We start from the raw sequence: 11,901 nt of genomic DNA, 5'->3' as shown, positions 1-11,901 counted from the left end.
CTGCCGAGGGCGCTGTTGAGCAGGAACGCCGCAACGCCGAAAAAATGAACGGGATGGTGATCGACATCACCTTTTGCTGGTCAGCTCATCTTCGAGAAATCGGTTGGACGGCTGATCCCGCCGCTCGACGGCGCCGACCGAGCCGTACGGCTCGAGCAGGCGATCCAGCTCGTCGATCACCGGTTTCGGGTCGGTGCCCGGCGCCAGAGAAATGACGGCATCATTGAAGGCCGCCTTCATGTCGAAAGCAGCCTCCGCCGCGCTGCGGTCGACCCAGAGAATGGCATAGAGCGGGTCGTCCGGAATGGGCAGGCCCGGCTTGACTGCGTAGACATATTCCGGCGAGAGCGCGACACCGGAAACGTGGAAGGCTTCCACCTTCCCGTTGAGCAGCACGCGGATGGCATCACCAGGACTGACCCGGTTTGCTTCAGCAAAAGCTTCGTTGACGGCGGCGCCTTTTGCAGAACCGGGCTCGGGAGCCGCACCGCCTCGCAGATGCAATCGAGCGAGCGTTTCGTCGCCCGGCACGGTTCAGCGACACCATCCGGGCCGAGACCGGCTGCGGAGAGGCAGGCCAGTCCACAATGACCTCGCGAACGATGCGCGGCTCCACTGTGGCGGCGCCGGGAATTGCGTTGAGCCGCGGAACGATCGACAGCGGCGCGCGCTTCAGGGTCACGAACACTTGCGGGAATCGCGCAGTCGCGTAGAAGCGCTCCACGGCCGAGCTAAGCGAATCGTACGTCGAGACTGAGCCGACGAACACGGCAACCCCGGCGGCCACCAGCAAGGCGATGGTGATCACCTGGCCCCGCAGGGCGCCGATATCGCGCAGCAGTTTTCGATCGAGCAGGCTCACCAGTGCACCTCGTCCGCCGAGAGCCGGCGCGCATTCCGCTCCTCGCCGACGATCCGCCCACCACCGAGGCGCAACACGCGGTCTGCCATGCCCGCGATCGCGGCATTATGCGTGATGATAATCGTTGCGGTGCCGAGACGCTCATTGGCTCGCGCGATCGCCGCCAGTACGACCTTTCCCGTCTCGTAGTCTAGCGCCCCGGTCGGCTCGTCGCACAAGAGCACGTCCGGCGACTTGACGATGGCACGGGCGACGGCGACGCGCTGCTGCTCGCCACCCGACAGTTGCGAGGGAAAGTAACCGATCCGGTTTTCGAGCCCGACGAGCGCGAGCACCCCGAGCGGCTTGTCTGCAAGCTCGTTCACCAGTACGACGTTCTCCAGCACGGTAAGGCTGGGGATCAGATTGTAGGACTGAAAGACAAAGCCGACGTGTTCGCGCCGATAGCGGGTCAATTCGGCATCCGTCGCGCCGACAGGTTATGGTCGCGCCAGTGGGCCTCGCCCGAAGTCGGGCCGCCCAGGATATTCAGCAGGGTCGACTTGTCCGACCCGGACGGCCCGAGCAGCACCACAAACTCGCCTTCGAAAATGTCGAGATCGACGTCGCGAAGGCCATGTACGTCGATCTCTCCCATGCGATAGGTCTTCGAAAGACCCCGGGCGTGGAACACCGGGACTGTTCTCTGATCCTCTCTGAGCGGGTTGACGTCCATGGGCGTACGGGCGGAGTAAGTGGCGCTTGCGGTCGGCCTTGGTCGTCCGTTGTTCAGTGGGACAACAGCACGGGAATCGGCGGCTTCGTCAGGATGCTTCTTGTCGCGCCTCCCAATATGAACTCACGGAAGCGCGAATGGCCATAGGCGCCCATGACGAGGAGATCTGCTCTGCGGGACTCGATCTGCGCTGCGAGAACGTCGCCGATGGCCCGTCCGGCGGCATCCACCTCCTCGACGATCACATCCATTCCATGCCGCGACAGGTTCTTAGCGAGTTCGGATGCCGATCGCTTGCTTGGAATCGCTTTCTCGTTCGTCACCGTCAGAATGCGCACTTCGCGCGCCTTCTCCAGGATCGGGATAGCATCGGAGACCGCGCGTGCAGCGGCGCGGCTGAAGTCCCATGCGACGAGCACCCTGTTCAGTTCGAAGGTCCTGGACGGCGGAGCTTCCGGGACCACCAGAGTCGGCCGGCCCGCCCCGAAGATGATGGCCTCCGCATACCATTGGTCGTAAGATATCGGTACCGGCACGATAGTGAGATCGCGCAGCCGCGCATATTCCACCAAAAGGTCCGGCACTTCGGATGTCAGGCAACGCTCGAGAACGGTCTCGTGCAGCACGCCGGCTTTCTGAGCGGTCAATTCAAAGGTCGCCAGCAGGTCCCGCGCATTTCTTCTGCTCTTCTGCACCTCACTGGTCACGATTGACCCGAGATTGCCAGCGCCACCCAGGAAGCTACCGGGAACCTGCACATGAGCTTCACATGAGATCGCCGCGACGTGGGCTGCGAGAGTTGAGGCCAGCGACACAGCGCGATCAATCACTGAAACCGGCGTTGGATCGGGATAGCTGGTCAGGGTGAGCAAGACGTCTCTGATGGCCATCGGAGTCTCCGAGGTGCAGTACAACTAACTTGATATCCTAGTGCGACATCATTACGCAGACCGGCGACTCGTGCAGCAGACCGCGAGTCACGCCGCCGAACATCCACTCGCCGAGCCGGCTGTGGCCATAGCTTCCAGTTACAATCAGATGAGCGCCCTCATCCTTCGCCAGGCGAACGAGCTGATGTACATCGGGTTCGGCCATGTGCACACGCACGTCGACCTGGCATTTTACGGCATGGGCCTGCAGATATTTGGCGACATCGCGGACGCGGTGGCGCGCTGTGTCCTGTTCATCGGATGTGCTGATTTCGACGACCGTGACCTGCGTAGCCCTCGAGAGGAACGGCAGGGCGTTCCGCACGGCGATCGTTGCTTCGCGGGTGTCTTTCCATCCTACCAGGACGCGGTCGGCGTTCAGCGTCGCAACATGGTCGGGCACCAGTAGCGTCGGCCTTCCCATCCGCATCATCGCCTCGGCCGGATCGATGAAATGGAATTGATCCATTTTTCGTGCGTGCGCCTGATCACCACCAAGTCGGCCGATCGCGCCTTCATTGGTCAGGAATGCAGTGGGATAGTCTACGCTACAACGCCACTCGACCCGTCCCTCTGGTAGCCCGGCCACGCTGCGAAACCATTGCTCCTTGTCGGCGCGGGCGGACTTCATCCGCTTCAGGTCATCCGCAGTCGTTTCCCGAATGATGACGCCCTCCGCCACAAAAGGAGGCTCGACCGCGAAAGCGGAAACGCCGACCAGGGATGCCCCGAACTTGTCTGCGACTTCCCACGTAATGCGAACCTGACCTTCTGCCTGCTGCTCAGGGTCAACATAGACCATCACGGTCGCGATTATCATCGGCATTGCTCCGCCCGTTGATACGTTCGCCTTTTTGGCACCTCTTGCGTGCGTCCGATTGACCCAAATCAAGAGGCTGTGCGTGGGGCTCGCCGATATACAGATTCAAAGAATTCCGCTGCTCGTAATGACGACAAATGGAAGCAGTGACGCAGGATCACATTGTGCCACCGGCAGGTTTGCGACGGCGACTGGGGCTGCCACTTCTCGTCCTGACCGGAGTCACTGTAGGGGCAGGGATCTACGTCCTGATCGGCGCGGTCGCGGGCCACGCAGGAATGTACTCCTCATGGGCCTTCGCATTAGCGGCCGCTGTCATGGCTTTCACCGCCGCCTCGTATGCTGAGCTCGCTACCCACTATCCCGTTAGCGCGGGGGAAGCCGCCTACGTCCGTGCCGCATTCAACTCCCGATTTCTATCCCGGGCCGTCGGCTCATTGAGGCTTGCCATCGGCATCATCTCGGCTGCCGCGGTGACCCTTGGGGGAGCCGGCTACAGCGCCATTGATTGTCGTGGCCATCGTCGCGGCCTCGGGCATGGTCGCGGCCTGGGGCATTCTCGAATCGGTGGCGCTCGCTGAATTACTGACTTGATCGAGCCGGGCGGACTGGTCTGGATCGTCGTGTCCGCGGCTCATTCCGGGGTCTCGTTCAGCCCTGCGCTATTTACACCACCCCCGCTCGACGCCGGCGTTCTCTCTGGGATCACCTTTGCCAGCCTGCTCGCGTTCTTCGCTTTTTTCGGCTTCGAGGACCTTGCCAACGTGGTGGAGGAGGCCAAGAGCCCGCAACGGAATATCCCGTGGGCTATGGCGCTCACACTATTGATCACGATCGTACTCTACGTCCTGATCGCAGCAATTTCCGTCAGCGCCGTTCCGCCGAGCATCCTTGCGACGTCGACGGCGCCACTGAGCCTCGTGTTCAGCACAGTGGCAGGCGTAAGTCCGACGACTTTCAGCGTCATCGCGATCGTGTCCACGCTCAACACCATTCTTGCGCAGATGACCATGACCGCGCGCGTCGTCTATGGCATGGCACAGCAGGGAGACTTGCCTGGTATAGCGGGACGCGTCCATTCGCGAACCGGGACACCGCTGATTGCGACGGGGCTAGTCATGCTCGCCGTCGCGGCTCTCGCGCTGACGTTCCCGCTCGAAGTTGGTCCGGACGACGAAAGCGGCGGGTGAAAAGCACCCGCCGCTTGGTCCTGGCTCCGGCTCGCGCGTCCCTCTCACGCCGCCTTGGAGACCTCCATCAGCAGGCGCTCGGCCTTGGCGTCCTCGATGCGGTTCACGAACTTGCTGCTCTCGTAATTGTCGCGCACCGTCTTGGTCAGCGTGACGCAGGTCTGGACCAGCATCACGATGCCCATCGTGAGATAGCCCTTCATCCAGAGATCGATCGGCAGGAAGAACACGCCGACGGCGACGAGGAAGGCGGAAGCCGCGAAGGACGCGTAGGTGAAGGTAACCCAGCTGCCGCTGTGGGGTTGGATGGTCTGGTTCATGGTAATCTCCTTGATGATATTTGGTTTGAAGTTGGCTTGGTTTCAGGCTTGAGGTTTCAGGCTTGGGATTTTCGGGCTTGGGATTTCAGGCTGCTGGCGGGCGCTTGGCTTTCAGCCGCGCCAGCACGTCGTCGGCGGTCGATTTCATGCGCGGGCCAAAGCCCTGCTCGGCGAGCTTCTCGGCGGTAGCCAGCGGTCCCGCGGCGGCGTCGATCTCGATCAACGCCTCGTCGGCGGCCTGGATCTCCATCTGCCGCTCGCGCAGCCGCTTCAGCGTCGCCTCCGCTTCCGGCAGCGTCGACTCGTAGGGGCGGGCTGCCTCGATGCCGCTCCGGCGCAGCGAACGCACCGCTTCCGATGCACGGGCGAGGCGCCGGCCGCGATCGAGCTCGGCGATGCGCGCCTCGGCGTTGCCGACATGGCGCTTCAGCCGGGTGATCTCGGAGGCGAACAGCGCGCGTGCGGTCATCGCGGCATCGCGCTCGGCTTCGAGATTGGCGATCGCCTGCGCGGCTTCGCGGGCGAGATCTTCCCGGCCGCCCTCGAGTGCCGCCGACGCGCGTACCTCGAGATCGGCGATCCGGGCGTTGGTGGCGTCGAGCCGGCGGCCTTCCTGCTGGTCGCCGGCGATCGCCAGCGCCAGGGTCCGCTTCGAGCGGTCGACGGCGGCGGCGGCATCGCGCATCTGCTGGTCGAGGATGACCAGCGCTGTCCGGTCTTGCAGTTCCTCCTCCGCTGCTGCCACGCTGCCGCGGAAAAGCGTCAAAACAGTTTTGAACATTTGGTCACTCCCTGTTATGAGCATCGCTCATGAATCTCTTGTACCACATAATGAGCGACGCTCAAGAATTATTTGAGCATCGCTCAGGGTGATGGTTAACGAAGGATCAAAGATGTCCAAGGCATTGGAACGACGAGCAAAACTGCGGGAAGCGCTGATCGAGGCGGCGGAACGGGCGATTGCGGCAAAGGGTCTCGGCGGCCTGAAAACCCGCGAACTGGCCCAGGAAATCGGGGTCGCCAATGGCGGCGTCTATAATCTGGTCGAGGATGTCGACGAGCTGATCCTGCGCGTCGGCTCGCGCACGCTGGCGCGGCTCGATGCGTCGCTGTCGCTGGCCGAGATCGGCGGGGCTGCGGCGCCGCGCGAGATGCTGGTGCGGATCGCGGTCGCCTATTGCGACTTCGCCGCCGACAATCTCGAACTGTGGCGCGCGCTGTTCGAGCATCGCATGCAGCCCGGCAAGCCGGTGCCGGAATGGGCGATCACCGAGCAGATGGAATTGTTCCGCCACATCTACAAGCCGCTCGCCGCGCTGTTTCCGCAGCGTTCGCCGGCGCAGCTCGGCGTCACCGCGCGCAGCCTGTTCTCCGCGGTGCATGGCATGGTCGCGCTCGGGCTCGAGCACAAGCTGATCGCGGTGCCGATCGGCGCATTGCGCAGCGAGATCGCAACGTTGACGCGCGCGATGGTCGACGGGCTGACGGCCAGGAAGGAATAGGATTTCCGGTTGCGCCTTCGCCTCACGGCTCCATCGTGTAGGCGCGCCCGGGCTCGAGCGCGTAGATGGTCAGGAAGCGCAGCGGCCGGTCCGGATCGCAATTGCGAAACAGCGTGTGCGGAACGCCGGGTCGATCCTGCAAGGTCTCGCCTGCCCGATACTGGCGCGGCGCCTCGTCGCCATACGCGGACTCGGCAACGCCTTCGACGATGAAGACCACGCCGCCAACGGGGTGCCGGTGCAGCGGAGCCACCCCGCCGGGCGGATAGGTCACCTCGGCAACGACAAGCTCGCGATCATCGCCGGGCAAAGCGAGACGCTCGAGAGTCTTGCGGGTGACGCCGGCAAATCCGGCTTGTTGAGCTTTTGCCTGACCGTCGCTGCTTTCAGCCATTGGAACCTCTTGTCTGCCACGCGAGCCGTCGTGCCGACGACTATGGGCGCCTCGCCGAGGCAACAAGATGTCCGATCGCCGATCCAACGCCCCGCCGTGCACATGAGCCGAAGTCCTTGCCACCCCTGCCCCGACGTTGCAGGATTCCTGCGCCGAGAACCTTCAGCAGTGGGCCTTGCATGAAAACGAGTATCGTCACGACACGGTTGTCGAGGGCAGCCGCTTTGGCGTTCATCCTTGCGGCATCAAGTGTCGTGCCAGCGTCTTCGGCGCAGCCCGTGCCGGAATGCTCGATGTCGGTGACGTTGGCGGATTGGGGCGAGAATTCGACCGGCGATATCGACGTCGCGTCAGGCCAAAGCTGCCAGATCCCGATCGGTATCCGCGGCACGGTGACGGACTCGTCGATCTCGCAAAAGCCGGCCTACGGCAAGCTGAAGAAGATCAACGCATCGACCTTCGAGTACAGGGCGAAGGCCAAGTACAAGGGCAGCGACACGTTTGCCATCAAGGCAACTGGCCAGGGGCCGAAGGCATCCGGCACCTCGGTCATCACCGTGCACGCGACGATCAAGTAGTCATCGATTTCGAGACATTGCAGCTGGCTTGTCGCGCGGACCGCGACCATTTCGTGGTCACGATCGCGCCGCCTATCGTATCGACGGAACGTTTTTTGCCTTTGGGTCGTCCTGACGTTCTGTTAGCCTCGCCGCGCTTGGGAAAGAACGGCAATGCTGACGTTGATGTTCGCCGGCATCTCGCTGCTCTATGCTACGGTTGGTCAGGCTGGCGGGACAGCATTTCTTGCTCTCATGGCGTTCGCCTCGTTCCCTTCGAACGAGATGCGTCCGACGGCGCTGCTACTCAATATCATCGCGGGCGCCTATTCGACCTGGCGCTTTCATCGCGGGGGCCTGATTGATTGGTCCAAGCTAAGGCTGCTCCTCATTACGTCGCTCCCGACCGCTCTTGTTGGCGGTTTCATCGTTCTTGACGAACGTCTGTATAACGTCGCGACCGGAGTGATTCTTCTCGCTGCTGCGGCTACCGCTTATCCCTCGCTGCGGTTTCAAAGGCGGCACGAGGCACGCGAGGCCGTTCGCAACCGGACACCTATGACATTTTGCCGCACGCGACCTGACCGATGGGTGTGACACCCATCATAGATGCTGCATTCAAATTCTGCGATCCTGAATTTGATATTAACGATTTCTTTAGCGCTGATCTCAGCCGGACGACACTATCTCAGCCTGGCCCGCCTCACGGGCCAAAATTAATTGCCTTGCACCTTGGAAATTAGCCGGTCTCGACCGGCGCACCCCACGAGGACGCAAACCATGGCCAATTCCGCACCGGTCGTCACGATTGGTAACCACAGCCTGTTGTACAATCAGTGGCAAAAGATGCAGCCATGGCTCACCTATGCCGACTCCGACGGCAATCCCGCGCAGAAATTTCAGTTCTGGGACGGCGGCTCAGCTGCGAACAGCGCCTATTTCTGGACTTCCACCAACGACCATTGGGCCGCCAACACGACGATCGAAGTTGCGGCGTCTGACCTCTCCGACGTGTGGGTGCGTGCCGGTGCGGTCGGCGGCACCGAGACACTGTGGGTACGCGCCTTCGACGGGACCGATTGGGGCAACTGGACGTCTTTCACGCTCACGACGATTCCAAACACTGTGCCGGTCGTCACGGTCCCCGACGTGCAGCTGCACACCAATACATGGACGCAAGCCAAGAATTGGCTGACCTACTCCGATGCCAACGGGGATGCAGCCACCAAATACCAGTTCTGGGACAGCGGCACCTCCGCAACAAGCGCCTATTTCTGGACTTCCACCAATGACCATTGGGCTGCCAACACGACGATCGAAGTGGCGGCCGCCGACCTGGCCGATGTCTGGATCAAGGGCGGCTCGACAACCGGTGCCGAGACGTTCTGGGTCAGAGCGTTCGACGGAACGGACTGGAGCAACTGGGACAGCTTCACGCTGACGTCGGTCAATACTCCACCCGTCGTGACTGCCGGTGATCATTCCATACATATCGATCAATGGGTCACCGTCGACAACTGGTTGACCAAGACCGATGCCAATGGCGACGCGATCACGAAGTACCAGTTCTGGGATAGCGGCACCGCCGCCACCAGCGCCTATTTCTGGACACCCGACAATTCCCACTGGGCTGCCAACACGACGATCGACGTTTCGGCTGCCGACCTCGCCAATGTCTGGATCCATGGCGGCTCGACAACCGGTTCCGAGACGATGTGGGTGAGGGGATTCGACGGAACGGAGTGGAGCAATTGGGACACATTCACCGTGACGTCGACGCCGAACACGGTGCCGGTCGCGACCATCAACGACCAGTCGCTCCACGTCAATCAATGGGTCAAACCGCAGGGCTGGCTCACTGCCACCGATGCCGAAGGTGACACGATCACCAAGTATCAGTTCTGGGATGCCGGCGCGGGCGCGACCAGCGCCTATTTCTGGACACCCGACAATTCCCACTGGGCTGCCAACACGACGATCGACGTTTCAGCATCCGATCTGGCCAATGTGTGGATCAAGGGCGGCTCGACAACCGGTTCCGAGACGATGTGGGTAAGGGCATTCGACGGCACCGCCTGGAGCAATTGGGACAGCTTTACCCTGACGTCGACGAATACGGCTCCTACCGCGACGATCAACGATCATACACTGAACGCCGCGCAATGGGCGCAGCTCGTCAACTGGACGACGGCATCCGACGCCGACGGCGATGCGATCACCCAATACCAGTTGTGGGACGGTGGCGGGGCTGCGACCAGCGCCTATTTCTGGACGCCCGACAATTCACACTGGGCGTCCAGCACGGTCATCGACGTCTCGGCGTCGGATCTCGCCAATGTATGGGTGCGAGGTGGCACCACGGCCGGTACCGATTCCATGTTTGTGCGCGCGTTCGACGGAACGAGCTGGAGTACCTGGGACAGCTTTACCGTGACCAGTCTGGCAAACCACGCCCCCGATGCCTCGATCAGCAACCAGACCTTGCACGTCAACGAGTGGAGCCAGGTCGGCAACCTGGTGTCCTATGCCGACGCTGACGCAAATCCCGCGGCCGCCTATCAGTTTTGGGATGGCGGCGGCAACGCCGACAGCGGCTATTTCTGGACCTCTGCCAATTCCCATTGGCCAGCCAGCACCGTGATCGACGTCAATGCCGCCGACCTCGATGATGTCTGGATGCGTGGCGGCGCCACCACCGGCACTGAAACGATGTATGTGCGCGCGCACGATGGCATTGACTGGAGTGCGTGGCACGCGTTCACGCTCTCGACCATCGTCTAGCTGCCCCGGCGTGACGTCGTGCGGATATGCGCCGACGAAAACGGGCATCGCGGTGCCGCGTCGCGCCGGCGAATGCCGCGGGGTACGACCTAGTTCGGCGTGAAGATCACCTTGCCCTTGAATGCCGCCGCCTGCGCGATCGCCTGCGAAAAATCCTCCAGGCGATAGGCCCCGACCACCGGCGCGCTGATCGCGCCCGATGCGACCATCGGCACCAGATGGTCGTACATTCCGGCCAATGCCTGATCGGTCGCGGTCTTGCCCCAATGGCCGAGCCAGAAGCCGCGCACCGACACTTCGTTGAAGATCACGCTCAAGGCCGAGCCGGAGAACGGCTGTCCGCTCATCGCGCTGTAGATGACGAGCACTCCTTTTGGCGCGAGGCAGTTCATCAGGTTCAAGGCGGATGAGCCGCCGACCATGTCGAGCGCCAGCTGGATCGGCGCCCGACCCGTTTCCCTGCCGACGCGCTTGGCGAGATCCGGCCCGTCGAGCAGCACGACATCGCCGCCGATCGCCTTGACCTCATCCACGACCTCCTCGCGCCGGACGATGTTGACGGTCTTGAGTCCGAGCGACTTGGCGATGGCGATCACCGCGCGGGCCGTCGCCGAGTTGGCGCCGTTCTGGATCACCCAGCCGCCGCGCGGGACTTTCACGAAATCGGTCAGCAGCAGATAGGCGGTGGCCGGATTGACCCCGATCATGGACAGTTGCTGGACATCGGCATTGTCGGGTAGCGCGCGCTGCCATGACGCTGTGAATTTGACCCGCTCGGTCCAGGTCGGGACTGTGAACGGAATCAGCGTGCGGTCGCCCTCCTTCAGGTTCCTCACCTGCGCTCCTCTGGCTACGACCCTTCCGACGCCCTCGATCCCGAGCGTGGCCGGCGGCGACGGCAGATAGCCATAGCGCCCGGCGATGATCATGAAATCCGAATTGTTGATCGGCGCGGCCTCCACCGCGACCACGACCTCGTCGGGGCCGGGGCTGCCCACGTCCGGCATCTCGTTGAGCTTGACCACCTCCGCAGCACGTCCAAACGCAACGACCTGAACAGCCTTCATGGCACCTCTCCGGATTTTATTCTGTACTCAATAGTGTTGAATGAGTCGAACGTCAACGGGCCAGAAGGCCTTCAAAGTGTGCTGAGGGCTTCACATCCAACGCGGGAGTACATAAAAGACGGATATGGCAAGGCCGCGCAGCTTCGATCCGGACGATGTCCTGGAAATCGCCCGCCAGATGTTCTGGCAGAAGGGCTTTCAGGCGACTTCGCTCGACGACATCACGGCGGCGAGCGGCGTCGCGAAACCCAGCCTCTATGCGGCCTTCGGCGACAAGAACGCTTTGTTCCTGAAGGTGCTGGACCGCTATCACGACGGCATCCTCGGCTGGGCCGAGCGCGTGCTGGCGCAGCCGGGGCCCGCGCGGGACGTCATCAGGCAGTGGCTCACCGGCTTCATTCCCTATTGCTCGGGCGAGAAGGGACAGCGCGGCTGCCTGTCGATCAATTCCGCGACCGACGGTTCGCTTGACCAGGTCGAGCTCCGCAAGAGCATCGAGCGCTACAACCGGCGGCTTGAAGAGCTGCTGCGCACGCGGCTGCGCACCGATCGCGCCCAGTTCAGCAAAGGCTTTGACCCTGACGTCACCGCCCACACCATCATGGTGGTGCATGCCGGCCTGCTGGCGCTCGCGCACCAGAGGCCGGATTCGAAGCAGGTGAAGGCCGTGATCGACCAGGTGATGAGCCTGCTCGCCTGAGCTTGTCAGCTCCCGGCCTTCCGCTGCGCTCGCACGAATGTGATGATATGTCGTTCATCATCTG

14 protein-coding genes and 1 pseudogene are annotated in these 11,901 nt (G+C 62.4%); 6 read left to right on the top strand and 9 right to left on the bottom strand.

Annotated elements, in window-relative coordinates; genetic code table 11:
• Positions 1 to 66: 66 nt before the first annotated feature.
• The 5 genes and pseudogenes from XI02_RS45135 to XI02_RS07985 form a co-directional block, all read right to left on the bottom strand.
• Positions 67 to 396: a hypothetical protein gene (locus XI02_RS45135; protein WP_245163879.1), complete on the bottom strand. Its 330-nt coding sequence runs from the start codon at positions 394 to 396 to the stop codon at positions 67 to 69.
• A gap of 34 nt (positions 397 to 430) precedes the next feature.
• A complete protein-coding gene (locus XI02_RS45130; protein ID WP_244980783.1) occupies positions 431 to 862 on the bottom strand; it encodes a hypothetical protein in 432 nt (143 codons plus the stop codon).
• Positions 859 to 1,577, bottom strand: a pseudogene (locus XI02_RS07995) (ABC transporter ATP-binding protein). Before XI02_RS07995 ends, XI02_RS45130 begins: the two are co-directional and overlap by 4 nt.
• 53 nt (positions 1,578 to 1,630) lie before the next feature.
• Positions 1,631 to 2,467 (bottom strand): universal stress protein, encoded by an 837-nt coding sequence (locus XI02_RS07990; protein ID WP_172648631.1) that lies wholly within the window; start codon positions 2,465 to 2,467, stop codon positions 1,631 to 1,633.
• 37 nt (positions 2,468 to 2,504) lie between these two features.
• Positions 2,505 to 3,326 (bottom strand): universal stress protein, encoded by an 822-nt coding sequence (locus XI02_RS07985; RefSeq protein ID WP_172648632.1) that lies wholly within the window; start codon positions 3,324 to 3,326, stop codon positions 2,505 to 2,507.
• A gap of 590 nt (positions 3,327 to 3,916) precedes the next feature.
• On the opposite strand from XI02_RS07985, the gene XI02_RS45125 reads away from it, so the two are divergent.
• The gene (locus XI02_RS45125; RefSeq protein ID WP_244980784.1) at positions 3,917 to 4,516 is read left to right on the top strand and encodes an APC family permease; all 600 of its coding nucleotides are present in this window, start codon (positions 3,917 to 3,919) and stop codon (positions 4,514 to 4,516) included.
• A gap of 44 nt (positions 4,517 to 4,560) precedes the next feature.
• Here the strand turns inward: XI02_RS45125 and XI02_RS07975 are convergent, their stop codons facing one another.
• Together XI02_RS07975 and XI02_RS07970 are read right to left on the bottom strand one after the other, a co-directional pair.
• Positions 4,561 to 4,836 carry a YiaA/YiaB family inner membrane protein gene (locus tag XI02_RS07975; RefSeq protein ID WP_016846457.1) on the bottom strand — a complete coding sequence of 92 codons (276 nt, stop codon included), beginning with the start codon at positions 4,834 to 4,836 and terminating at the stop codon, positions 4,561 to 4,563.
• Between the two features lie 85 nt (positions 4,837 to 4,921).
• On the bottom strand, positions 4,922 to 5,617 hold the full coding sequence (locus XI02_RS07970) for a PspA/IM30 family protein (RefSeq protein WP_069275974.1): 696 nt from the start codon (positions 5,615 to 5,617) through the stop codon (positions 4,922 to 4,924).
• Positions 5,618 to 5,729: 112 nt separating this feature from the next.
• Between XI02_RS07970 and XI02_RS07965 the strand changes: the two genes are divergently transcribed.
• Positions 5,730 to 6,338, top strand: coding sequence for a TetR/AcrR family transcriptional regulator (locus tag XI02_RS07965; RefSeq protein WP_016846455.1), 609 nt, complete (start codon positions 5,730 to 5,732; stop codon positions 6,336 to 6,338).
• A gap of 22 nt (positions 6,339 to 6,360) precedes the next feature.
• Here the strand turns inward: XI02_RS07965 and XI02_RS07960 are convergent, their stop codons facing one another.
• Positions 6,361 to 6,732, bottom strand: coding sequence for a cupin domain-containing protein (locus XI02_RS07960; RefSeq protein WP_069275972.1), 372 nt, complete (start codon positions 6,730 to 6,732; stop codon positions 6,361 to 6,363).
• A 293-nt stretch (positions 6,733 to 7,025) separates the two neighbouring features.
• On the opposite strand from XI02_RS07960, the gene XI02_RS07955 reads away from it, so the two are divergent.
• From XI02_RS07955 to XI02_RS07945, 3 genes are all read left to right on the top strand, one after another.
• Positions 7,026 to 7,310 (top strand): hypothetical protein, encoded by a 285-nt coding sequence (locus tag XI02_RS07955; protein ID WP_069275971.1) that lies wholly within the window; start codon positions 7,026 to 7,028, stop codon positions 7,308 to 7,310.
• A gap of 153 nt (positions 7,311 to 7,463) precedes the next feature.
• Positions 7,464 to 7,886 (top strand): sulfite exporter TauE/SafE family protein, encoded by a 423-nt coding sequence (locus tag XI02_RS07950; RefSeq protein ID WP_172648633.1) that lies wholly within the window; start codon positions 7,464 to 7,466, stop codon positions 7,884 to 7,886.
• 183 nt (positions 7,887 to 8,069) lie between these two features.
• The gene (locus tag XI02_RS07945; RefSeq protein ID WP_245163880.1) at positions 8,070 to 10,070 is read left to right on the top strand and encodes a hypothetical protein; all 2,001 of its coding nucleotides are present in this window, start codon (positions 8,070 to 8,072) and stop codon (positions 10,068 to 10,070) included.
• Between the two features lie 89 nt (positions 10,071 to 10,159).
• On the opposite strand, the gene XI02_RS07940 is transcribed toward XI02_RS07945, so the two are convergent.
• Positions 10,160 to 11,137 (bottom strand): zinc-dependent alcohol dehydrogenase family protein, encoded by a 978-nt coding sequence (locus XI02_RS07940; protein WP_172648634.1) that lies wholly within the window; start codon positions 11,135 to 11,137, stop codon positions 10,160 to 10,162.
• A gap of 124 nt (positions 11,138 to 11,261) precedes the next feature.
• Between XI02_RS07940 and XI02_RS07935 the strand changes: the two genes are divergently transcribed.
• Positions 11,262 to 11,837 carry a TetR/AcrR family transcriptional regulator gene (locus XI02_RS07935; protein WP_069275967.1) on the top strand — a complete coding sequence of 192 codons (576 nt, stop codon included), beginning with the start codon at positions 11,262 to 11,264 and terminating at the stop codon, positions 11,835 to 11,837.
• The last annotated feature ends 64 nt before the right edge of the window (positions 11,838 to 11,901 follow it).

Source organism: Bradyrhizobium sp. CCBAU 21365 (genome assembly GCF_015291305.1).
GTDB lineage: Bacteria > Pseudomonadota > Alphaproteobacteria > Rhizobiales > Xanthobacteraceae > Bradyrhizobium > Bradyrhizobium elkanii.
Note: the sequence above shows the minus strand (reverse complement) of the source record. Positions and strands in the feature narration are given on the sequence as shown.